Source organism: Bacillus sp. AM1(2019), from assembly GCF_009906915.1.
Taxonomy (GTDB): Bacteria; Bacillota; Bacilli; order Bacillales; family Bacillaceae; genus Bacillus; species Bacillus velezensis.
Genome location: NZ_CP047644.1, coordinates 3,907,191 through 3,928,394 on the forward strand (window position 1 = coordinate 3,907,191; position 21,204 = coordinate 3,928,394).

At 47.2% G+C, this 21,204-nt stretch carries 23 protein-coding genes and 1 pseudogene; 5 read left to right on the top strand and 19 right to left on the bottom strand.

All coding sequences use genetic code 11. The features are described 5' to 3' along the window. Nucleotides 1–35: 35 nt before the first annotated feature. From GNE05_RS19455 to GNE05_RS19470, 4 genes are all read right to left on the bottom strand, one after another. Nucleotides 36–1,037, bottom strand: coding sequence for an LLM class flavin-dependent oxidoreductase (locus GNE05_RS19455; protein ID WP_053573941.1), 1,002 nt, complete (start codon nucleotides 1,035–1,037; stop codon nucleotides 36–38). A 163-nt stretch (nucleotides 1,038–1,200) separates the two neighbouring features. Continuing rightward, nucleotides 1,201–1,950, bottom strand: coding sequence for an oxygen-insensitive NADPH nitroreductase (gene nfsA, locus GNE05_RS19460; RefSeq protein ID WP_137987911.1), 750 nt, complete (start codon nucleotides 1,948–1,950; stop codon nucleotides 1,201–1,203). A 102-nt stretch (nucleotides 1,951–2,052) separates the two neighbouring features. Then, nucleotides 2,053–3,240: an FtsW/RodA/SpoVE family cell cycle protein gene (locus GNE05_RS19465; RefSeq protein WP_014419183.1), complete on the bottom strand. Its 1,188-nt coding sequence runs from the start codon at nucleotides 3,238–3,240 to the stop codon at nucleotides 2,053–2,055. 201 nt (nucleotides 3,241–3,441) lie between these two features. Continuing rightward, nucleotides 3,442–3,900: a GNAT family N-acetyltransferase gene (locus GNE05_RS19470; RefSeq protein ID WP_029972914.1), complete on the bottom strand. Its 459-nt coding sequence runs from the start codon at nucleotides 3,898–3,900 to the stop codon at nucleotides 3,442–3,444. Between the two features lie 291 nt (nucleotides 3,901–4,191). Here GNE05_RS19470 and ywcE point away from each other — a divergent pair, with 291 nt between their 5' ends. After that, complete coding sequence (gene ywcE / locus GNE05_RS19475) at nucleotides 4,192–4,452, top strand: spore morphogenesis/germination protein YwcE (protein WP_007614574.1); 261 nt, start codon at nucleotides 4,192–4,194, stop codon at nucleotides 4,450–4,452. A 43-nt stretch (nucleotides 4,453–4,495) separates the two neighbouring features. Here ywcE and qoxD read toward each other — a convergent pair whose 3' ends face one another. From qoxD to qoxA, 4 genes are read right to left on the bottom strand one after another with little or no spacing between them, the layout of a single operon-like run. Further along, entirely contained in the window at nucleotides 4,496–4,864 is a 369-nt protein-coding gene (gene qoxD / locus GNE05_RS19480; RefSeq protein ID WP_014419185.1) for a cytochrome aa3 quinol oxidase subunit IV, read from the bottom strand. 1 nt (nucleotide 4,865) lies between these two features. Beyond that, a complete protein-coding gene (qoxC, locus tag GNE05_RS19485; RefSeq protein ID WP_003150930.1) occupies nucleotides 4,866–5,480 on the bottom strand; it encodes a cytochrome aa3 quinol oxidase subunit III in 615 nt (204 codons plus the stop codon). Between the two features lie 14 nt (nucleotides 5,481–5,494). Beyond that, a complete protein-coding gene (qoxB, locus tag GNE05_RS19490; RefSeq protein WP_014419186.1) occupies nucleotides 5,495–7,444 on the bottom strand; it encodes a cytochrome aa3 quinol oxidase subunit I in 1,950 nt (649 codons plus the stop codon). A 27-nt stretch (nucleotides 7,445–7,471) separates the two neighbouring features. Then, entirely contained in the window at nucleotides 7,472–8,437 is a 966-nt protein-coding gene (gene qoxA / locus GNE05_RS19495; RefSeq protein ID WP_012118744.1) for a cytochrome aa3 quinol oxidase subunit II, read from the bottom strand. A 503-nt stretch (nucleotides 8,438–8,940) separates the two neighbouring features. Here qoxA and GNE05_RS19500 point away from each other — a divergent pair. Further along, nucleotides 8,941–9,186, top strand: coding sequence for a GlsB/YeaQ/YmgE family stress response membrane protein (locus tag GNE05_RS19500; protein WP_014419187.1), 246 nt, complete (start codon nucleotides 8,941–8,943; stop codon nucleotides 9,184–9,186). Nucleotides 9,187–9,245: 59 nt separating this feature from the next. Here the strand turns inward: GNE05_RS19500 and GNE05_RS19505 are convergent. From GNE05_RS19505 to GNE05_RS19525, 5 genes are all read right to left on the bottom strand, one after another. Further along, a protein-coding gene (locus GNE05_RS19505; protein ID WP_099566475.1) for an IS3 family transposase occupies nucleotides 9,246–10,396 on the bottom strand; the annotation gives its coding sequence in 2 pieces (ribosomal slippage) (nucleotides 9,246–10,123 and nucleotides 10,123–10,396; 1,152 coding nt in all). 96 nt (nucleotides 10,397–10,492) lie between these two features. Next, nucleotides 10,493–12,034, bottom strand: a complete 1,542-nt coding sequence (galT, locus tag GNE05_RS19510; protein WP_160183114.1) for a UDP-glucose--hexose-1-phosphate uridylyltransferase — start codon at nucleotides 12,032–12,034, stop codon at nucleotides 10,493–10,495. Next, nucleotides 12,024–13,208 carry a galactokinase gene (locus tag GNE05_RS19515; RefSeq protein WP_022553959.1) on the bottom strand — a complete coding sequence of 395 codons (1,185 nt, stop codon included), beginning with the start codon at nucleotides 13,206–13,208 and terminating at the stop codon, nucleotides 12,024–12,026. The genes galT and GNE05_RS19515 overlap by 11 nt, the downstream gene beginning before the upstream one ends. Before the next feature lie 51 nt (nucleotides 13,209–13,259). Continuing rightward, nucleotides 13,260–13,646 carry a GtrA family protein gene (locus tag GNE05_RS19520; protein ID WP_032863872.1) on the bottom strand — a complete coding sequence of 129 codons (387 nt, stop codon included), beginning with the start codon at nucleotides 13,644–13,646 and terminating at the stop codon, nucleotides 13,260–13,262. Nucleotides 13,647–13,725: 79 nt separating this feature from the next. Then, nucleotides 13,726–14,349 carry a TetR/AcrR family transcriptional regulator gene (locus tag GNE05_RS19525; protein WP_014419191.1) on the bottom strand — a complete coding sequence of 208 codons (624 nt, stop codon included), beginning with the start codon at nucleotides 14,347–14,349 and terminating at the stop codon, nucleotides 13,726–13,728. Nucleotides 14,350–14,684: 335 nt separating this feature from the next. On the opposite strand from GNE05_RS19525, the gene GNE05_RS19530 reads away from it, so the two are divergent. The 3 genes from GNE05_RS19530 to GNE05_RS19540 all read left to right on the top strand — a co-directional run bounded on the left by GNE05_RS19530 (nucleotide 14,685) and on the right by GNE05_RS19540 (nucleotide 16,418). Further along, nucleotides 14,685–14,846, top strand: a complete 162-nt coding sequence (locus GNE05_RS19530; RefSeq protein WP_003150917.1) for an anti-repressor SinI family protein — start codon at nucleotides 14,685–14,687, stop codon at nucleotides 14,844–14,846. Nucleotides 14,847–15,063: 217 nt separating this feature from the next. Beyond that, nucleotides 15,064–15,744 carry a class I SAM-dependent methyltransferase gene (locus GNE05_RS19535; RefSeq protein WP_065180323.1) on the top strand — a complete coding sequence of 227 codons (681 nt, stop codon included), beginning with the start codon at nucleotides 15,064–15,066 and terminating at the stop codon, nucleotides 15,742–15,744. Next, entirely contained in the window at nucleotides 15,744–16,418 is a 675-nt protein-coding gene (locus tag GNE05_RS19540; RefSeq protein ID WP_017418646.1) for a glycosyltransferase family protein, read from the top strand. The genes GNE05_RS19535 and GNE05_RS19540 overlap by 1 nt, the downstream gene beginning before the upstream one ends. A gap of 20 nt (nucleotides 16,419–16,438) precedes the next feature. Here GNE05_RS19540 and GNE05_RS19545 read toward each other — a convergent pair whose 3' ends face one another. The 6 genes and pseudogenes from GNE05_RS19545 to cidR all read right to left on the bottom strand — a co-directional run bounded on the left by GNE05_RS19545 (nucleotide 16,439) and on the right by cidR (nucleotide 21,198). After that, nucleotides 16,439–17,041: a DsbA family oxidoreductase gene (locus GNE05_RS19545; protein WP_160183115.1), complete on the bottom strand. Its 603-nt coding sequence runs from the start codon at nucleotides 17,039–17,041 to the stop codon at nucleotides 16,439–16,441. Between the two features lie 85 nt (nucleotides 17,042–17,126). After that, on the bottom strand, nucleotides 17,127–18,383 hold the full coding sequence (efeB, locus tag GNE05_RS19550; protein ID WP_160183116.1) for an iron uptake transporter deferrochelatase/peroxidase subunit: 1,257 nt from the start codon (nucleotides 18,381–18,383) through the stop codon (nucleotides 17,127–17,129). 18 nt (nucleotides 18,384–18,401) lie between these two features. Beyond that, nucleotides 18,402–18,721, bottom strand: a pseudogene (locus tag GNE05_RS19555) (Efem/EfeO family lipoprotein); the annotation flags it as partial. A 76-nt stretch (nucleotides 18,722–18,797) separates the two neighbouring features. After that, complete coding sequence (thiE, locus tag GNE05_RS19560; RefSeq protein WP_021494737.1) at nucleotides 18,798–19,472, bottom strand: thiamine phosphate synthase; 675 nt, start codon at nucleotides 19,470–19,472, stop codon at nucleotides 18,798–18,800. Continuing rightward, on the bottom strand, nucleotides 19,469–20,287 hold the full coding sequence (thiM, locus tag GNE05_RS19565) for a hydroxyethylthiazole kinase (RefSeq protein ID WP_160183117.1): 819 nt from the start codon (nucleotides 20,285–20,287) through the stop codon (nucleotides 19,469–19,471). Before thiM ends, thiE begins: the two co-directional genes overlap by 4 nt. 2 nt (nucleotides 20,288–20,289) lie before the next feature. Further along, entirely contained in the window at nucleotides 20,290–21,198 is a 909-nt protein-coding gene (cidR, locus tag GNE05_RS19570; protein WP_003150908.1) for a cidABC operon transcriptional activator CidR, read from the bottom strand. Nucleotides 21,199–21,204: the final 6 nt, after the last annotated feature.

Here is a 21,204-nt window from a genome sequence, read left to right on the forward strand (position 1 = left end):
AACCCTGCTGGAGCATCAGCAGGGTTTCTTTCTGATCATTCGGCAAAAGCTTCTCGAAGCAGGCGGTATGACTGAAGTTTATCTTCAAAATGATGAGTAATGGTTACAGCCATCACTTCTTCTGTTCCGTATGCTTTACTGAGAGCCAGAATCTGTTCTTTCACTTGCAGCTTCGTTCCGATGATCATTCGATTCCGATTATCGGCAATTCGTCTTTGTTCATACGGTGTATACGTATTTCCGCGGACGGTTTCGTAAGACGGTACGCCGTGAAGCGGAATCCCCTGTTCACCCGCAAGCAGTGTATAATCCATGACAGCCGCGAGTTCCTCCGCTTTCTCCTCCGTATCCGCGCACAGCACAAACACCGCCACGGCCGTTTTTGGTTCTTTTCCTAATAGAGAAGGTTTAAATCTGCGCTTATATTGTGCCGTCGTGCTTTCTCCGCCTTCTCCATTAATAAAATGGGCAAACATATAGCCTGCTCCCGTTTCTGCGCTCAGAAGCGCGCTTTCCCCCGATGAACCGAGAAGCCAGACTTCAGGCGCCGTCTTAATAAGGGGTGATGCAGTCAGATTCGGAAAACGGTGATTGTCATCGGCTGCATCATGCAAATACATCGCCAGCTCACGAATCTGCTGCGGATATTGATCAGCATTCCGCTTCCCGCCGTCATTCAGCGCCCATGATGCGATCGGCATTCCGCCCGGCGCCCGTCCCAATCCGAGATCGATTCTGCCCGGCGTCAAACCTTCAAGCACGCGGAAATTCTCCGCCACCTTATATGCGCTGTAATGCGGAAGCATGACACCGCCCGATCCTACACGAATCTCATTCGTTTTCGCCGCAATATGGCTGATCAGCACTTCAGGGCTTGAACCCGCCAACCGCTCTGAAAAATGATGCTCTGACACCCAAAACCTCTTATATCCGAGCTTTTCCGCCTCCTGCGCCAGTCTTACTGTATTCCGCAGAGCACTTTCCGCAGAACTCCCTTCTGATACAGGAGATTGATCTAATATGCTTAATGAAATCATCACTGTCACCTCATCAACATCGTACCACTGCTAAGCCGTTTTTTCTTTCTGTATGCTTATAAGCATCCCTGATGATAAACATTTATATACCTTGTTCCATTTTGTCGAAATATGTTACACGTGAAACATAAAAAAACCTCTCCCGGTCAGGAGAGGTTTTTTCTTAATTCTTTTGAAAACCTTTATCTTTTACATATTGATTTAAATAGGTTCTCGGTTTTTGATTCATGAACTGGAGGATTTGATCAGACCACGTTTCAACCCGCTTGCCGTTTGTCCGTTTATCATAATAAGCGGAAATGGTTTCATCATATTCCTTCATATAACTGCGGAAGTGTTCTTCATTCGTATCGTACGTGTTTTCATGATATACGGCTTGTTTCGGCAGGCGCGGCTTTTGACCGGACGGATGAGCGGGATGACCGACTACCAAGCCGAACAGCGGCAGCACATGGTCAGGTGTTCCAAGCACTTCTGTCACCTGATCAAGTTCATTTCGAATGCCTCCGATATAACAAATGCCAAGTCCCATTGATTCCGCGGCAACACTTACGTTTTGTGCGGCAAGTGCGGCATCAATGACGCTGACCATAAACATTTCCGTATTCTCAAGAAGCTCGGTAATGTTTTCACCTTTTTCCTCAGCAAGTTTTTTATGACGATACAAATCAGCGCAGAACACAAACAAGTGCCCGTTATTTTCGACGTAAGGCTGGTTTCCGGCCAGTGCCGCCAGCTTCCGCTTTTTCTCTTTATCGGTTACACCGATGATGGAGTAAGCCTGCACGTAACTGGACGTTGACGCCGCCTGGGCGCTTTTCACTAATGTATCTATCTCTTCTGCTGTCAGAAGCTCGTCAGTAAATGATCGGATCGACCGATGATTAAGTATAGTTTCGATGGTATTGTTCATATAAAAGCCTCCTTCTTTATATATCATATCCGAAAGGGAATCATGTCAAAAGCGAAATGCTCTAAACAAAAAAAGACAGCCCGAAAAACGAGCCGTCTCACATTAAGAATTGAACAAGTAGCTTTTATATTTCGTCAGCTGCACACTTGCGTTATATACGATCCCGAAGCTGATTAATGTAGAAAGCACCGAGCTCCCCCCATAACTGACAAACAGCAGCGGAATACCGGTAACCGGCATAATGCCGATATTCATCCCGATGTTCTGGAAGGTGTGAATCACGATAAGTGCAGTAAATCCTACGCAAAAAAACGCTCCAAATCGGTTAAACGCATGCAAGCGGTCAATCAGCACCACAAGTCTGTAAATTAAAAAGAAAAACATGACAACCGCAATGGCGCAGCCTAAAAATCCAAAACTTTCACCCAAAATCGCAAAGATAAAGTCGGTCTGTCCCTCAGGTACGTACACCTTCAGATTATGAACGCCGTTTCCGGTAATGCCGCCCGATCCGATCGCCATAACGGCCTGATCCACCTGCCAGCTTTTATCGCTCTCTGCCTGAGTCGTTGCCGCACTGGAGTCAGACATCCACGATGTAATCCGGTTAATTTGATAATCCGCAATGCCGATTGAATTCGCCACATGGGGAAATTCAATCACGAGAACTAAGAAAAGGCCAAGCACAAGCGCGGCCGAACCGCCGATGATGGTGATCAGCTTCCAGTTTACACCCGACATAAACACCATCACCATAACGATAAACAGACAGATCGCACCCGTTCCGGCATCCTGCAAAACGATCAGCCCGAGCGGAATGACCGTCCATGCCGCAATTTTCAAGAGCAGATTCACATCTTCCCGAAGTGATCTTTGATCCTTCGGGCCCGCCTTCGATATAATGGACGCGACCATCATCATAATTCCTATTTTCGTAAACTCAGAGGGCTGGAGGGTAAAGTTTCCGATTTGAAACCAGCTCTTCGCTCCGTTTTTAATCGGCGCGATGGATTCCGGCGCCACACGCAAAAGGAGCAGCGACAGCACGCCGGCAATCAATACGTACAGACTCAGTTTCTCAAGCTGCTCTAAATCAAAGTACAGCAATAATCCGATGAATCCCGCACCTATAACATAGAAGACAATCTGTTTCATCCAGGCACTGCCTCCGTACTGCCCGAACTGTCCGGCCGCATAAATCGCCGCAACACTAATTATTAAAAACACACCAAATATAAAAATCAAATCCCCCTGATAATAGGGATTTTGCTGTTTCTTATATCGACTCATTCTATCCCGCCTTACATTTTCATCGGAAGTCACTATTGTTTATTATACATGAACACAGTTCAAGAAAACATGATGAGGTTGCTTCCTTTTTATTTTTTACGGTTTGGGGACTACACGACATATGACGTGTCAGAAAAGGAAATGTTTCGGTCATGATGAAACTTTTCCGATAAAAAACCCCTTCTCATCAGAAAAGGGGGTTCAGCTTATGTTTAACGTCATAAACAAGCTGTTCGGGTTCTCTTTATAATGTGCAAACGGATCACAATATTGAAACCCGGCTTTTTCATACAGGCGTCTGGCGGGGAGAAAAGCCTCCATAGAACCGGTTTCTAAGCTGATCCGCTGATAGCCCCGCCGCCTTGCTTCTTCAAGCATATGGCGGAGGATCCGGTTGGCTGCGCCTTTTCTGACATGATGCGGAGAGGTTTTCATTGATTTGATCTCACCGTGCCGGCTGTTTAGCTCCTTTAAGGCACCGCAGCCGAGCAGGATGCCGTTTTCCCTCGCACTCCAAAACGTAACGTCAGGCTGACGCAGCCGGTCCGCATTGAGCGCATGTATACTTTCCGGAGGAGAATGCATGGTCATGCTCTTCAGATGATCCTGCAAAAGCGCAATGACATCCGGTGCTGTGACATCTTCTTTCCTTACGTCCACTTCAAACCACCCTTGCTGTGCATGTTTCTTTGACCATAGCAAAGGTTCACAGCCTGCGCCATTCCATTGTCCGGAAATGTGACAGGGTATTTGGCCTTTCCGGTTTCTTGTACCTATCCAAAAATGAGGCAATAGTTGCAATACATTTCTCGAAAAAGCGGTATCAAAAATTGGAAAACATGGTATAATAATTGTAACAAAATGTTCAAAAAACGACCACAAAACAGACACATTTTATTCTCTGTATTTCATTTTGGAAACGCTCCCATAAAATGAAAGGAGACACGTAAGATGGACATGTTTTTTGCTTATTTACTGGTCGCAAGCGCAACACCCCTCTTTATCTGGCTGGATAACAAAAAAGTGGCTCTTTCGGCCATACCGCCAATTATTCTCATGTGGGTTTTCTTCTACTTTTACGCAACCAGCAGCCTATCCCCTCTCGGCCATACACTCATGATCATCCTGTTTGCCGCCAACGTCATCGTTGCCCATATCGCCGCCTTTATCATTTACGGCCTTCCGCGCCTGCGCCGGAGAAGAAGCCAATAAAGGCACAAAAAACCCTCTTCGCATAAACGAAGAGGGTTTCTTTTTATTCCTGATGTTCGGAATGTTGCTTCGCACCGCCAGGAGGGTTTCCATCCATATGGTCACCGTGATGGTAGTGCGCCGCAAAGATCCAGATGGAACCAAGGATGATAACAATCGCTCCGAAAAATCCGAAGAGCGTGTTTCCGACTTGAATTCCGCCGTTTTCACTTTCTGTCATGTGCATGAACATGAGAAGCTGAAGACCGGCTTGGATAAATGCGAATCCGAAAATGATCCAGAGTTTTGCTGATGGGCTTAATTCCGTATATACCGCAACCCAAAGGGCCAGCAGGGTCAGAATAATAGACAACGCAAAACCTACGATATGCTTCCACGGAAAGTGGCTGTGTTCAGCAGATTTGTTTGCCATATTATAGTCCCCCCAATCCGATGAGATAGACGCCTGTAAAGATGAAGATCCAAACAACGTCTAAGAAGTGCCAGTATAAACTTGAGATAAAGATTTTTGAAGACGTCTGCGGCGTTAATCCGCGTTTCTTCAATTGCAGTAAGATGCCGGCAATCCAGAAGATACCGATCGTTACGTGCGTTCCGTGCGTTCCCAGAAGGACGAAGAATCCAGACCAGAAAGCACTTGTACCGAGAGATGCTCCTTCATGTACATAGTGGATGAACTCGTTAAGCTCACATCCGACAAAGCCCGCGCCGAGAAGAAGCGTAATGATCGTCCAAATGACGACGCCTTTTAAACTTCCGCGACGCATTTCATGAACAGCGATCCCGCAGGTGAAACTGCTGATCAGAAGCAGGAATGTCATGATCATGACAAGCTTCACTTCAAATAATTCAGCCGGTAAGACTCCTCCTGCTGTTCTTCTTTGAAGAACGAAGAAGGTTGCAAATAGTGTTGAGAACAACACAATCTCTGCCCCTAAAAAGATCCAAAACCCGAGAATATTGAGTCTGCCGGTTTCAGATTGATATTCCATAGGCGCGTTAGAATTGCCGTGTTCTGCATGTTCCATAAATCACGCCTCCTTTATTCGGAAATCTTTCTTTCCGTCTCTTTTATTTCTTCAACAGGTATATAGTAGCCATTGTCATATTCAAATGAACGAAGCACCATGCAAAGCAGAATGCCGATCAAGCCGACAATGCCCATCCAGAACCATTCAAATACAAGTCCGAAGCCTGCAATACCGAACGCCACTGACATAATAAGCGGTCTTCCGGAGTTGTGCGGCATATGGATTTTCTTGAACTTGCTTTCCGGATGAATATCCGTTTTGTCTTCTTTCAATTGCAGGTACGCATCTTGAGATTTCACTTCAGGAAGCACCGCAAAGTTGTAATGCGGCGGAATCGCAGATGAAGTCGCCCACTCAAGCGTACGTCCCACGCCCCATGAATCTCCGCTGATCTCGCGAGTAGAGTAGCGGAAGCTGTAGTAGATGTTGTAGCAAAGGATTAAGAATCCGACACCCATCATGAAGGCTCCGACAGTTGAAATAAAGTTCAATGCAGTCCATCCGTCATTCGGTCCGTATGTGTAAATACGGCGAGGCATACCTTGCAGCCCCAAGAAGTATTGAGGGAAGAAACATACATTAAATCCGATCATAAAGATCCAGAAGAACCATTTTCCGATTCTTTCGTTCAGCTTGTGGCCGAACATTTTCGGATACCAGAAAATAAAACCTGCGAAACATGCAAATACCGTACCCGCGATCAGCACATAGTGGAAGTGAGATACGAGGAAGTACGTATTATGGTATTGATAATCCGCTGCAGCCATCGCAAGCATAACCCCTGTTACCCCGCCGATAACGAAGTTCGGGATGAACGCAAGCGCCCACAGCATCGGTGTTGTAAAACTGATTCGGCCTTTATACATCGTAAAGAGCCAGTTAAAGATTTTAACCCCGGTCGGAACCGAAATCGCCATCGTTGTAATCGAGAAGAAAGAGTTAACAGACGCACTGTTCCCCATTGTGAAGAAGTGGTGAGTCCATACAAGGAAACTCAGGACGGAAATGGCGATAATTGAGCCGACCATCGCTTTGTAACCGAATAACTGCTTTCTTGCAAACGCTGAAATAATTTCAGAGAAAATACCGAATGCCGGTAAGATAACGATATATACTTCAGGGTGTCCCCAAATCCAGAACAAGTTAGCCCAAAGCATCGGCATACCGCCGGCTTCCAGCGTGAAAAAGTGAGCGCCGAACAAACGGTCAAATGATAACAGCGCCAATGCCACTGTCAAAACAGGGAAGGCGAATACGATAATAACCATTGTAATCAGCGTCGTCCATGTGAACATCGGCATACGCATCAGCGTCATGCCTTTCGTACGCATTTTCAGGATCGTCACCATAAAGTTGATACCCGTCATCAGCGTACCGATACCGGCAATCTGAAGACCGAGCAGGTAGAAGTTCTCACCAGGCCCGGGACTCATGTCGTTGCTTGCCAGCGGCATGTAACTCGTCCAGCCTGCGTTCGGAGAACCTCCGATAACGAAAGAAATATTGAAAAGCATCGCACCTACGAAGAACGTCCAGAAACTCAGGTTGTTCAAGTAAGGGAATGCTACGTCGCGCGCACCGATCTGCAAAGGTACGACAACGTTGATCAGACCGATTAAAAACGGCATCGCCATGAAGATAATCATGATCGTACCGTGAGTCGTAAAGATCTCATTATAGTGGTTTGAGTCTAAAAAACTGTTATTAGGAAGCGCTAACTGGGCGCGCATCATCAAGCCGTCGACCCCGCCGCGGAACAGCATGATAACAGCAGAGATAATGTACATGATTCCAAGTTTCTTATGGTCTACAGACGTAAGCCATTCAGACCAGAGCCATTTCCACTTTTTGAAGTATGTGAGTACAACGATGATAGCAATAGTGGAAAGCGCAATGGAAACTTGTGCGCCCAGAATTAATGGGTCACCTGTTACAAAAAATTCATCCCATCTCAATTTCATTCGGGCTTCCTCCTTTCTTGTTCAATTTCAATCTTGTTTATCGTCGGATACTTTAAATTCGTTTTTCTTTACATTTTCCCACGGATCTGTTTTAGAGTGCGGTGATACGGCTTTGTAGCCAAGGCGTTTGCGCGCCTCCATCGCATATTCGGCATCTTGGCCGTGGTCAACGTATTTTAAGTGTGTAGAAGAGAACGTTAATTTTCCGACATTCTCCGGAAGCATCAGTTCGTCATACTTCTCTTTCGTCAGCTTTGGAGAATCGCTTTGGGCTTTTTTCACCCAGCTGTTAAAGTCTTTTTGCGTAACAGCTTTTACGTTGAATTTCTGGTCGGCAAAGTGTTCGCCGGTGAAGTTCGCGTTGCGGCCTTCATATGTTCCCACTTTGTCAGCCTGTAAGTATTGATCCATCAGCATTCCCGCCATCGCGTATTTTTGTCCCCCAAGCTGAGGAATCCATAGCGATGCCATTGAATCGGCTGAAGAAATTTTAAATAAAACCGGACGGTCTACAGGAATGTTCAGGTAGTTAACCGTCTCAATATCCTGCTCTGGGTAGCTGAATACCCATTTCCAGTCTACCGAAGTAGCATAAACAACAAGAGGCTCTTTATCCTTTGTCGCTTCAGGCGCTTTTTCTAACGAATATATCGTCTGTACGGTAGGCACAGAAAGTGCAATAACAATTAAAATTGGGATCACTGTCCAGACTACTTCTAAGAACGTGTTGCCGTGCATCTCGGGCTTGTAATTTCCGCTGTCTTTGCCTTTGCGGTCGCGGTATTTCACTAAAATGATTGTAAATAGTACGAATACGACGCCGACAATGAACAGCATAAATCCGATTGACAAGAGAATCAGATCTTTCTGCTGGTCTGCTACAGGTCCTTTCGGATCTAAAACGGAAATGTCGCTGCATCCGCCCAGTACGAAAACAACAGCCAACATCGCTAATAAAAGTAACGGTTTAAATGCTCTGAACAAGAAGATCACCATCCTTCCTATTGATGTAGTGAATCTGAAATGTACTTTCTCAAAATCTTTTCTCTATCTACCTTGTTATGCTATCAAAATCTGCCCTTATTAGCTTTATTTTTTTCTAAAGTTCATCTTTTTTTCGACCTAATGTCACAAAATCGTCAAAAAATGCATGAACTTTTTCCACTTGCGCAAATCAAACATAAAAAGTTTTAGATCATTTAGCATATATAGAGAAAAAAGATAGTGAGAACGAATAATACCAAATAAAGGTTTACCATAATAAAAATCGCTGGTCAACAAAAAGTTTCATTTTGTTAAACATTCTACAAAAGAAATATTTTTTCCTTCGCTCACACCTTTTCACACGGTTTCCATTTTAACGCAACGCATTGTGAAAAAAAAGACCGGAACGCGCCTTGAGTATGTTCATTATAAAAAACGCATTCATATGTTTAATATGGACAAAACGAAGGAAACATATAGGCATAAATAATAAAAAATAGGAAGTGATATTTATGAGTTTTATCGTATCTCTGATTGTCGCTATTATTATCGGCTGGATCGGAAGTTTATTTGTAAAAGGCAGTATGCCCGGAGGAATCATCGGGTCCATGATCGCCGGTCTGATCGGCGCATGGATCGGGCACGGACTGCTCGGCACATGGGGTCCTCACCTTGCCGGCTTTGCCATCATTCCGGCAATCATCGGAGCTGCGATCGTGGTATTCTTATTCAGCCTGATCGCCAGAAGCAGAGGATAAAAAAAAGCCTCGTCCCTTGGGACTGCCCCCCGTTTTTGAGACAGGGGTCAAAACACCTTTTAAACAGCCAATTGCCGATAGTTTATCGGTGATTGGTTGTTTAGTTTGGTTTGAATACGAATATTGTTATAATAATGAATGTATTCTATGACAGTGCGTTCTACGATGGCAGTCGTAGTTCGATCAATGCTGTTAAGATAGAACGTTTCAGACTTTAGCGAGGAATGAAACGATTCGATGGAGGCATTATCAGCGGGCGTCCCTTTGCGGGACATGCTCATGGTAATGCCTTTTGTTTTAACAGCTTTTTGATACTCGTAAGATGTATACACAGAACCTTGGTCACTATGTAACACGCAGTTCTCAGGCAGCATTGGTAGCTGATCAAGTGTGTCTAAGACAAAGGCTGTGTCCTGCTTATCCCCAATAGTAAAAGCAATCACTTCTCCATTGTATAAATCTAATATACTGGAAAGGTACAATTGTTTCTGTCCATAAGGCAAATATGTGATGTCCGTTACTAGTTTTTCAAGAGGACGATCAGACTGAAAGTTCCGATCCAATATATTATCGACCACGGCATATGGCTGCCCATCCTTCTTGCGCTTTTTCACCTTAACCCGACACTGCCATTGATTTTTCTGCATAATACGTTGAACCGTTTTATGGTTAATACACATTCTCTTTTTTAGTATGGCTGTGATTTTTCGATATCCATATCGATACTTGTGCTCTCGGCACAACGTGCCGATTTGTTTTTCCAAATGGCGCTTGGGATGATCCTTCATCAGATTCTTCTTCCAACGATAATAAGACGCTCGAGAGATACCTAAATGAATACAGATATCCTGTACGGTCATTGTGCTGTGCAATATTTCTACAAGTTCGACTGACGTTTCGCTATCAACTTCCTTTCCAATTCGTTGTACTTTTTTAAAACTTCATTCTGTTGTCTCAGGTAACGAATCTCTGCCTGCAGTTTCTCTAAATCGGAAGAATACTCCGGACCTTTTCCGTAAGTGTATTGCTTTCCAACAGGCTGTTCGAATCGATGTGTATCACCAGCCTTATACCATCTAACCCATGTCTGAACCTGTGTCTTATTCTTAATATTCAACTCCTGCATGATCTCTTTCATAGGTACGCCTGCCAATCTCATTTCTACAGCCTTCTGTTTCGCTTCAACCGGATAACTCACTCTTGTCCCCATAGAAAAAACACCTCCAAGTCTAATTTCGGATAACAATCATCCGTATTCAAACTTGAAGGTGTTTTTATTTGTCTCATCTTATGGGGTCAGTCCCCCTTATGGGATGAGGCTTTTTTCCGGTAGAGCGCCCAAATGGCGGATAAACCGCCGGAAAGCCGCTCTGCCTTCTTCTGTCTGTTTAAAGACGCCGGCATGCTCCAGTATCCGCGCAAAGGCATGGCCGATTTCCTCTTTCAGAATCTGTTCCGCGTTTTCTTTCGTTATCTTCCGCTTATGCAGCACACTGAGCGCCCAATCTTTATGCTTTGCCGCAGAAGGGCCTGCCGTTAAGACCGCTTCCGGGTCCGGTGAGCACAGCGCTTCAGCCGTGTATTTCATTTCTTGTTCAAGGCGGCCCGGCAGAATCGCAAGCCCCATTACCTCAATCAGTCCGATATTTTCTTTTTTCAGGTGATGAACTTCCTGATGGGGATGAAAAATTCCCAGCGGATGCTCATCAGAGGTGCGGTTATTTCTGAGGACGAGATCTAATTCGAATAAACCGTTTCTCCGCCGGGCAATCGGCGTAATTGTATTGTGCGGTGTTTCTCCTGAAAAGGCGAGGAGATCAGCCGCCTCATCGGAATAACCGCGCCACGCCCGCAGGATGGCATCCGCCGCGCCGGAAAGCTCAGACGCGCTCCCGCTTTGCAGGCGGATGACCGACATCGGCCACTTCACAATTCCCAACATCGTTTTCGGATAGTCAGGCAGCCTGTACCGGCTTTCTGTCTCCGCCCGCGCCATCGGGAATTCATAATTGCCCCCCTGAAAATGGTCGTGGCTTAAAATACTGCCGCCGACAATCGGCAAGTCAGCATTGGAACCGAGAAAATAATGAGGATACTGGCTGACGAACGACAGCAGCCGGTCAAACGTTTTTTTGCTGATCTTCATCGGTTCGTGCCGGTCTTTCAAAACGATGCAATGCTCCCGGTAATACACATACGGAGAAAATTGCAGAAACCACTGCTCATCGCCAAGAATTACCGGAATGACACGAAGGTTTTGACGCGCCGGGTGATCCGGTCTCCCCTCGTACCCGACATTTTCTTTACAAAGAACACATCTCGGATAATCGGATTGAGGCTGCTCTTTGGCAGCGGCAATTGCTTTCGGATCTTTTTCCGGTTTTGAAAGGTTGATCGTGATGTCCAGCTTTCCGTAAGCCGTCTCAGCCGCCCACCCGACATTCCGCTGTATTCTGTCCGAACGGATATAATACATATCCTCTGAAAATCGGTAAAACGCCTTTGTCGCCTGCTCCGGCCCGTGCACCGCCTTTGTTTCTTCAAAACGACGGACAATCTCGGACGGCTGCGGGGCAAAGCAGCCCATGATCTTCGCGCTCAGCAGGTCGCGATAGGTGTCTGTACCGGCTGCAATCCGGCCCGTTTCTGCCGCCCATTCATAAATCGGGGCCAATATGTCCGGCAATGATGCCGCCGATTCATTTTCTTTCTGTTCTGAAACCTCCGGATGGGTGATATGCAAAGCTTCATATAAACGGTTTCTTGTATATTCAATATCAAGATAGGAAATCAGCTCTTTTTGCAATCCGTACCGGATTAAACGTTCCACGTGCCGCTCAATTGCCATCGTCATCCCCCTTTAGTTCTCTCGCTCCGGCTCCGACATCCGCCGTGTAAAAGTCAGCTTTTCTCCCTGTCTTCTCCTCATAGCGGGCCCCTGCCGTTTCAATAAAATCCGAAACCGCATCGTCCTTGACGATACTGACTGTACAGCCGCCGAAACCGGCTCCCGTCATCCTTGATCCGATCACCCCGCCGTGGCGCCAGGCCGCTTCAGCCAGTGTATCCAGCTCATGACTCGTCACCTCGTAATCATCGCGTAAAGAGAGATGCGAATCCCTCATTAATTCACCGATATGATGAAGCTGATTGTTACTGAACATGTCGGCGGCCTCTATTGTGCGGTGATTTTCATAGACGGCGTGTTTCGCCCGGCGTCTGTTCACTTCATTCTGAATCAGCTCCGCATGGGCGTCAAAAGCGGAAGGGGTCAGCTCTCCCAGTGATTGAACGGAAAGATGCTTCTGAAGATCACAAAGCGCTTCCCCGCACTCCTTGAGCCTCGTATTATAGCCTGAGTCTGCAAGCGTTCGTTTTTTATTGGTATTTGCAATAACGATCGACAGCCCCGACAGCCCGAGTTTTGTATATTCAAAGCTGAGCGTCCCGCAATTCAGCAGAATCGCATGATGTTTCTTTCCCATTCCGATGGCGAATTGATCCATCATTCCGCAGCTGACGCCGATAAAGGAATTTTCCGCCGTCTGAGCGAGCTTCACCAAGTCGAGCATATCCGCCTCAAGCTCATGGCATTCCTTGAGAATGACCGCCGTAACAAGTTCAATGGAAGCCGAAGATGACAGCCCCGCGCCGTTCGGGATGTTTCCCCAGAACACAATATCGAAGCCGTGCGGAAGGGAAAAACCGCTGCTGAGACATTCCGCCATGACCCCTTTCGGATAGTTGGCCCACCCGTCCTCTTTTTGATAGCGGATATCATCGAGACTGCATTCCTTTATGCCCGCTTCTTTAAAATGATGAGAGTACATTCTGACGAGCCTGTCCCCTCTCTCCCGGACAGCTGCATATGTACCGATCGTCAGCGCGCACGGAAAGACGTGGCCCCCGTTATAATCCGTATGCTCTCCGATGAGATTCACTCTGCCGGGCGCAAAGAAAATGCGCAGGTCCTCCGATTCCCCGAATACATCAGCAAACGCTTTCTTTATTTTGTGCTTCATACGCATCCCCTTTCACCATTACACTTTCCCCCGGGGCGCGGAAAGAAACCGTTATGACACGCCCTCTTCTTTTGCTTTTCTGAAGACAATCCACTTGCTGGCCGCATAGTTGACGACTACGATAATGACGTTATCGGCGATTTTCGCCAACGTTTCGTTCATATAAAATTGACTGACCAGAAGAATCATCATGGCGAGATCGATGGCGAGAGACAATACCCGCACGCTGAAAAAGGCCGTCAATTCTTTCATCAGACTCCGCATCCCCGCGGTCTTTTGCTGAAATACATACAGTTTATTCGTGACATATGCAAATAGAACGGACAGAACCCAAGCAGCGACAGTCGCCGCCTTGTAATCCATCTCAAATGCCGACGTCAGAATGTAAAAACTGACGATATTCACGATGGTCGTGAATATCCCCATAATGATATACATCATAATTTCTCTGTAGCGCATGGCAGTTCCTCGCTTTCTGAAAGACTTTTCTAAACCTTTTGTCAAATCAAGAAGAACGTTACCCTGATTTTCTGCCGCTGACAAAAACATAAAGCGCGTCAAACATGCTGCGGAAAGTAACCGGCCTTCCCAGCACATTGGATTGCTTAATCATCCCGTCGATGAGCGCGCACATCATTTTAGCGGTATGCTCGGTATCTATATGGTCTTCTATTAAATTTCTCGATTTGAGCCAATTTATGTACATGGTGCTTTCTTCTATCCATAACTTATAAAGACGGATATAAGCTTCATATTCACTGACGACTTTGTAAGTAGGCATATGAACGGCAAAAGACACAACATTCCAGGCAGGCTTGCTGTTTACAAACCGCATCAACAGGCTGGCCGCGCTTGCCGCAGCTTCACAAAGCGTCAACGGCCGCGCGGTTTGCTTTTCTAATTCGTCGAGATAGCCGGTGATGATCCTTTTTTTAATCTGACGCCTGTCTAATAAATGCTTCAGAAAATCTTCCTTGCTTTCAAAATGAACGTAAAACGCGCCTTTGCTGAAACCCGCCGCTTTACTGATGTCATCGATTGAGACTGAATCGTAAGCTCTTTCAATCAGGAGATGAAGGCCTGCGTCAATAAAACTTTCAAATGTTTCTTCTCTCTTAATTTGAAATTTGTTTTTTTTCATTTTTTACCCCAGCTGTTTGATCATTCACTTTATCTTACACCGAATCATTCTTTTGCGGTATTTTTTATGCAAAAAGAATATGCTAGTCGACGCTTTGAGGGTAAATGTTAATAGGTCATATGATTTATTTTTATTTGCATACTATCCAGTCAGTATTTATTTGTTTATTATTATATGTAAGAATTCTTGAAGGATTTTGGTTATTTCAGTCATTTTCTTAGGGAATAGGTAGGTGAATTCATCTTCAATTTGGGATTACCGGCCAACTATGTGTGATATTTGTTATACATTGGCTGCTGTAGCTGGGCAAATCAATTTTTCAATTGGAGGTTCTTATGAAAACTCATGTAATGAAAGATATAGATCAAGATTGGCAATTGTTAATTCAAGAGGCTAGAATCATGGGTTTGCACATTGACGATGTGAGGCGCTTCTTAAATACTGAAAAAGCGGTGAAGAAAAAAACACCAATGAAAAACACCATCCGCCAGCGGTAAGATTTACAGGCGGATCCTTTTACTATATGACCTGCCACAGTCCGCCCGCACCCGAGTTTTCAAAGGAACATCCGCAATAAGAGGGGAATCAGAGAACAAACCGTATACCGGACAACCATTCCCGTCCGCATTCCGCAATTGAACAGCCAAACATGGTGATATGAGATCCCCCCGCTGCATATCTTGTGTATATGCCCATTTATGAGGTGATACACAGATGGATACGAATCCCTATTATGATGAAAAACAACAGAACTACTACGAAGGCCTGAATCCTTATTTATTGAACAAAATAGACGAAAACTGGCGGACAGTGCTTGATGTCGGCTGCGGCACAGGCAATTTAGGAGCGGCGATCGAAGACCGCGGAATAACGGTTTACGGCATTGAAGCGTATCCCGAAGCCGCAAAAAAGGCGGAAAGCAAATTGAGCCACGTGCTTTGCGGCGACATTGAATCCGCCATTCTTCCGTACGAATCAGAGCAATTCGACTGCATGCTGTTCGGAGACGTTCTTGAGCATCTTATCGACCCGTGGTCCGTGCTGAAAAAGCTTCGTCCTTATGTAAAAAAAGACGGCACGGTGCTTGCATGCATACCGAATGTCGGCCACATCTCAGTGGTGCTGGAGCTTTTAGCCGGCAAATGGACTTACAGTGACGCCGGATTAATGGATCAGACCCACCTGCGTTTTTTTACCCGTGAAGAGATGCTTTCATTATTTAAAGCCGCCGGCTATGAGGTGAAACGCATTGAGGCGATCCGCGTTGATCACCCCACTTACCACAAAGCCATCGCATCATTGCACGAAGTATGCGTACAGCTTGGCATAAGGCATGACTTTATGACAGAAGCATCGGCGTATCAATATGTGATTGAGGCCGAGAGGAGCATGTAATGGATTCACATTCATTTCTGTTTGTCGTCTGTGTGAATGACGAGTCGCTGTACTCCCGGTGCAAAAGCCATATCATGCAGCTTACCGTCCCCCCTTCATACTCCGTTGATATCATGCCGATATACGATTCAGCAAGCATGGCCTCGTCCTACAACAAAGCGCTTAAACACCCCTCCAAATATAAAATTTATCTGCATCAGGATACTTTTATCATTCATCAGCATTTCCTTCATGACATGCTTCATATCTTTCAATCTCATCAGGAGCTCGGCCTTCTCGGTGTCGCCGGCTGCAAAACCCTGCCGCCGAACGGCATTTGGTGGGAAAGCGGAGAGCGGATGGGAAAAGTGATTGAATACCGGGGGAATGCTTATCACCCCTTGGACTTTGAGCACGGTGATGAAGACGGCCTGTTTACGCCCGCTGACGCCATTGACGGCTTGTTAATGGCGGCTCAATATGACGTGGAGTGGCGGGAGGATTTGTTCCGCGGCTTTCATTTTTACGACACATCACAGTCGCTTGAATTTCAAAAACACGGCTATCAAGTCGGCGTCGCCTGCCAAAAAGACCCTTGGTGCCTTCATTTTTGCGGCGACTCATTTGACGCCGCGGCATATGAAGCGGACAGACAAACATTTGTCAAACACTATATGGCAAAGCCCTCTCGCTGATCGAGAGGGCTTTTTACGGGTTAACGTTTATTCAGTTCCCGCTCAATGATTTGTTCAAAGGTTTCCTTTCCCGCCGCGCCAGGGATTCTCTCATCGCCGATGATAAACGTCGGCACTGCCGTAATGCCGGCTTCCTCATAAGCATGGCGGAGCGCTTCCCGCTGTACGTGTCTGTACGATCTTGTCTCAAGCGCCTCTTTGAAGGCAGCGCCGTCAAGTCCTGCTTCTTCCGCAAGCTTTGTCAGCACGCCAACGTCACCGATATTTTGTTCTTCCTGAAAGAACGCCTGAAAAACGCGTGTATGGTATTCGCTTCCTTTCCCATGTTCCTTTGCGAAATGCAAGCCTTCAAATGCCAAATCCGTGTAAGGATGCGGTGACACGCGGGGGAACGTGATGTCAACGCCTAACGACTGCGCCATCGGCTCAATGGAGTTTTTCCACATCTGCCGCTTGGCGGGATCATTCACCGGATCAAGTTTCGGCGAGGGGCTCGGACGCAATTCAAACGGCATCCATTCCACCTGTACGTCCTTGTCCTTGATTGCTTCTTCAAACGCCGCTTTGCCGACAAAGCAAAACGGACATACATAATCAGAATATACTTTAATCTGCAGTGTCATTGTAAGTCTCCTTTCCTATTCATTCTAAGTTGTAACATATATAGTTACAAGTGTTTTTTTTAAAACACCCTCCATATGGAAGGTGTCACGATTCCAGCAGCCTTTGGGCGATATATTCTCCTTTTTTACAGCCGCCGGGACAGGCGAATAAGGAAGAGCCGATCGTTTGTGTGTATTCATTCAGCGCATCCTTTGCCGCCAAAGCCTTCAGCATCGGGACAAATTGGCGGTCCGGGTCTTTTTGAAAGCAGATAAACAGCAGGCCTGCGTCAACATAGCCCGTCTTCGGATCAATTCCGTCCGTATAGGAAAATGCCCGGCGCAGAATCTGTCTGCCGGTTGATTTTGCCACGCTGACATGCGAGTCGGCGGGAATTTGATTCAGCTTCACGGGATCGGTTTCCTTTTTTTGTCCGAAAGGCGCGCCCGAGCTTTTCACCCGCCCGAACGTGTCCTCTTGTTCCTTCAAGGATGAACGGTCCCATATATCTAAAAACATCTTAATTTTCCTAAACGCCATGTACGTGCCGCCCGTCATCCAGTCCGGCTCCCCTGATTGAACCCAAACGATCGAATTCATCATGTTTTCATCCTTCGTGCTTTGGTTGCCGGTGCCGTCTTTGAATCCGAAGAGGTTGCGCGGTGTTTCTCCGTTTTTCCCGCCGCTTAAGAAACCTTTATTGAGGAAGCGGACTTCGCACACGCCGGATGCCAGTTTCATCAGGTTTCGCACCGCGTGAAACGCCGTTTGTTCATTATCCGCGCAGACCTGTATGACGATATCACCGCCGCCTTGTTTCTTATCGAGCTTGTCGTTAGGCATCGGCGGAATATCGGCGAGGTGCTTCGGTTTTTTATCCTTCAGTCCGAAGCGGTCTTTCCCGTCTTTCTCGAAAAACCCGGGGCCGAAGCCGAAGGTAACGGTCAAATTCGCCGGTGCCAGATCCTGCGACTCCCCGGTATCCTGCGGAGGCATATCTTTATTTTTCTGTTCGCCTGACGGGACGGCGCCTGAAGTCAGCAGCTGCGTCAGGCTTGTCCAATGTTTGAAAAGGGAGATGACATCGGCTTTGTCGCTTGACATGACATCAAGCGCCGCAAAATACACATACGTCTGATGCGCCGTTGTGATTCCTGCTTGGTGCTTTCCGTAAAAAGGAACGATTTGATCACGATCCCTTTTTTCATCATTCTTCTTTGAAGCGGTGGCCGCCGGTTTGAAGAGCGGCGCGAGTCCTCCGAGGCCGCTCGCTCCGACAGCAACGGCGGCGCCCGCGATGGCGCCCCACTTCAGGACATCCCGTCTGTGGATCTGTTTTTCCTTGTTATGTTCATCACTCATGCTGTGTCTTAACTCCTTTTAAAGCACATCGGCAATCTTCGACATGGTTTCAGAAAGGGCCGTCAGCTTCGTGCTTATCTCTCTGATTTGATCTGTACTTAATGTATCACAGGACGTATACGATTGATCGCACGTTTTGTATTTCGACATCAAAACTTCAAATTCGCTGAATTCCGCATTAAGTTTTTCCGTGACCTCGAAATGATCTCTCACTGCGCGCTTTTCACTGTTTTATAGAGGGCTTTTAAGCCTTCGGCGCCGGTGGTGATTGGTTCAGGCGTCACTTTAAGAGAAGCGATAGAGCCGTCAAACGCTTCGGTCGATATTGCAAGCTGATTGCCCTGTTCTTGACATACGGCTTATATTCTCCAAGGTCCGTCACTGCCTTTTTGCGCACACAAGAAAAGGGCCGCCCTATCGGGACAGCCCTGCTTTGGAGTGCTGAATTTCCTCTGAAAACTTGCGCGCCGCCGCTTTTGGATCTTCGGCTTGGCTGATGGCGCTGATCATGCTGACGCCGTCTGCACCCGCTTCAATGACGGGCGCCGCGTTGTCAGCCGTAATGCCGCCGATTCCTACAATCGGAATGGTGATGCCCTGACGCCGCACCTCTTCAATCAATGTAACGCCCTGCACAGCTTCAGCATCTTTTTTTGTTTCAGTCGGATAGACCGGGCCCATTCCGACGTAATCGGCTCCGGCTTCTTCCGCCCGCTTCACCTCGGAGACGTTATGTGCTGACACACCGAGAATCATATCGCCGATTGCCGCTCTCGTTTCTTCGGCGTCTGCGTCATCCTGTCCGATATGCACTCCGTCCGCCTCAAGGCGCAAGGCCAATTCGACATCATCATTAATGATGAAAGGAATCCCGGCCTGCCTGCAGACATCCTGCACCTGCTTCGCGAACAGGACACGTTCATCCCCTGTTAAAGAACCGCTCCCCTTTTCCCGAAATTGAAAAAGCGTAGCGCCGCCCTCAATGGCTTTTTTCACCACGGAAACGGGGTCTGCGCTTGTATTGTTTGATCCCATAATAAAATAAACCGATAACATATCCTTCATCATTTCCCGAGAAATACGCGTCATTTTTCTGTCACCCTTTCAATTGCAGCAAGCTCGGCCGCTTCTTGTTCGGAGATGCTTGCCAGCTTGTTTAAAAGCTCAATCTGGAAGCTGCCCGGCCCCTTATGGGAGGTGTCCAGAGCGGCAAGCTGAGCGGCGCTTCCGTATACAGAAACGGCTGAAACGGCCGCTTGCAGAACGTCCTTCTCCGCTGCGCAGAAGGCTCCGATTACAGACGTCAGCAGGCATCCCGCCCCCGTCACCTTCGTCAGCAGTTTATCACCGTTATGTACGGCATATGTGCCGGTGCCGTCGGAGATGACGTCGGTTTTTCCGGTAATTGCAATGACCGTCTTCATCCTGCTTGCAGCCGTCTTAGCGAGCTGAACCACATCTCCTCCGGCTTCCCCCGCATCCACGCCTTTTATCTTCCAATCAGGGGCGCCGGCAATATTGGCGATTTCCGCGGCATTTCCGCGAATGACGGACAAGCGGACCTCCTGTATGATCTTGCGGGCTGATGCCGTCCGAAACGGCGTGGCGCCGGCGCCTACCGGATCAAAAATGACCGGAACACCGTTTTCATTGGCCGATTTTCCGGCTGCGATCATAGCTTCAACCGACGCCGAACTGAGGGTGCCTATATTCAGGACGAGCGCTCCTGCGATTTTCGCCATGTCGGCGGCCTCCTCAATTGCATAAGCCATAACGGGCGATGCGCCGAGCGCGAGCAGTCCGTTAGCGGTGAAGTTCGTGACGACATTATTGGTGATACTGTGAACGAGCGGGTTTTGATCCCGCACTTTACTCAAGTGTTGAGCTGCGGTTTGTGCGTCCATGCTTAATCATCCTTTTTTCTCTTTTTCGGATTCCATAAATACGATTTCGTATGCTCCAGCCAGGCTCTGGCGGCAAAGGACATATAGCGGTCTTTCCGCCAAATGATGGCTAAATGCCACGGAATGACCGGATGAACGAGCGGAATGGTTCTGACTTTGTCAGGATCAAGACCGCGGCAGATTCTTTCCGGCAAGAGGCCGATGCCGAGATTGGCCGATACCATTTCGCTGATAAAGTCCCACTGTGACGTTTCATAAATGACGTGCGGCCTGAATCCGGCTTTCACGCATTCCGTCATAATTCGATTATGAAGGACAAAATCCTCCCTGAAAAATATGAACGGCTCTTCTTTCAATTCGTGAAGACTGCATTCTTTCTCGTCAGCGAGCCGATGTGACGGATGGACGACGAGCATAAGGGTTTCCTTGACGATTGTGAACGTATGAAAAATTTCTTCATTCGCGGGAAGCACGACGACCCCGATATCAAGCGAGCCGTCCTCCACCCCTTGCTGCACTTTAATAGAGCCGTCCTCAACAAGCTGAAACGTCACATCGGGATATGTGACGCGGAAGTCACCGAGCACTCTCGGGAAAAAGCCGGACCCGATCATCGGCGGAAGACCGATGCGGACGTGCCCTTTCTTCACTTCCATAATATCATTCAGCTCTGACGTCAGGTTTTGGAATGACTTTGTGATTTCCTGCGCCTGCACATACATGCTCTGCCCGGCGTCAGTCAGTTCAACTTGCCGGCCATTGCGGTAAAACAGCTTAATGCCGAGCTCCGTCTCCAGGTTTTTAATCATTTTTGAGATTGTCGGCTGTGAAACATACAGCGACTGTGAAGCCTTCGTAAAGCTTTTCAAACGGGCCACTTCCAAGAAATACGTTAAGTGCCGGATATCCATTACATT

What these genes read in the sequence shown, in the direction of transcription:
- GNE05_RS19455 (WP_053573941.1), bottom strand. Translation starts at nt 1,037, where the DNA reads ATGATTTCATTAAGCATATTAGATCAATCTCCTGTATCAGAAGGGAGT.
- nfsA (WP_137987911.1), bottom strand. Translation starts at nt 1,950, where the DNA reads ATGAACAATACCATCGAAACTATACTTAATCATCGGTCGATCCGATCA.
- GNE05_RS19465 (WP_014419183.1), bottom strand. Translation starts at nt 3,240, where the DNA reads ATGAGTCGATATAAGAAACAGCAAAATCCCTATTATCAGGGGGATTTG.
- ywcE (WP_007614574.1), top strand. Translation starts at nt 4,192, where the DNA reads ATGGACATGTTTTTTGCTTATTTACTGGTCGCAAGCGCAACACCCCTC.
- qoxD (WP_014419185.1), bottom strand. Translation starts at nt 4,864, where the DNA reads ATGGCAAACAAATCTGCTGAACACAGCCACTTTCCGTGGAAGCATATC.
- qoxC (WP_003150930.1), bottom strand. Translation starts at nt 5,480, where the DNA reads ATGGAACATGCAGAACACGGCAATTCTAACGCGCCTATGGAATATCAA.
- qoxB (WP_014419186.1), bottom strand. Translation starts at nt 7,444, where the DNA reads ATGAAATTGAGATGGGATGAATTTTTTGTAACAGGTGACCCATTAATT.
- GNE05_RS19500 (WP_014419187.1), top strand. Translation starts at nt 8,941, where the DNA reads ATGAGTTTTATCGTATCTCTGATTGTCGCTATTATTATCGGCTGGATC.
- galT (WP_160183114.1), bottom strand. Translation starts at nt 12,034, where the DNA reads ATGGCAATTGAGCGGCACGTGGAACGTTTAATCCGGTACGGATTGCAA.
- GNE05_RS19515 (WP_022553959.1), bottom strand. Translation starts at nt 13,208, where the DNA reads ATGAAGCACAAAATAAAGAAAGCGTTTGCTGATGTATTCGGGGAATCG.
- GNE05_RS19520 (WP_032863872.1), bottom strand. Translation starts at nt 13,646, where the DNA reads ATGTATATCATTATGGGGATATTCACGACCATCGTGAATATCGTCAGT.
- GNE05_RS19525 (WP_014419191.1), bottom strand. Translation starts at nt 14,349, where the DNA reads ATGAAAAAAAACAAATTTCAAATTAAGAGAGAAGAAACATTTGAAAGT.
- GNE05_RS19530 (WP_003150917.1), top strand. Translation starts at nt 14,685, where the DNA reads ATGAAAACTCATGTAATGAAAGATATAGATCAAGATTGGCAATTGTTA.
- GNE05_RS19535 (WP_065180323.1), top strand. Translation starts at nt 15,064, where the DNA reads ATGGATACGAATCCCTATTATGATGAAAAACAACAGAACTACTACGAA.
- GNE05_RS19540 (WP_017418646.1), top strand. Translation starts at nt 15,744, where the DNA reads ATGGATTCACATTCATTTCTGTTTGTCGTCTGTGTGAATGACGAGTCG.
- GNE05_RS19545 (WP_160183115.1), bottom strand. Translation starts at nt 17,041, where the DNA reads ATGACACTGCAGATTAAAGTATATTCTGATTATGTATGTCCGTTTTGC.
- efeB (WP_160183116.1), bottom strand. Translation starts at nt 18,383, where the DNA reads ATGAGTGATGAACATAACAAGGAAAAACAGATCCACAGACGGGATGTC.
- thiE (WP_021494737.1), bottom strand. Translation starts at nt 19,472, where the DNA reads ATGACGCGTATTTCTCGGGAAATGATGAAGGATATGTTATCGGTTTAT.
- thiM (WP_160183117.1), bottom strand. Translation starts at nt 20,287, where the DNA reads ATGGACGCACAAACCGCAGCTCAACACTTGAGTAAAGTGCGGGATCAA.
- cidR (WP_003150908.1), bottom strand. Translation starts at nt 21,198, where the DNA reads ATGGATATCCGGCACTTAACGTATTTCTTGGAAGTGGCCCGTTTGAAA.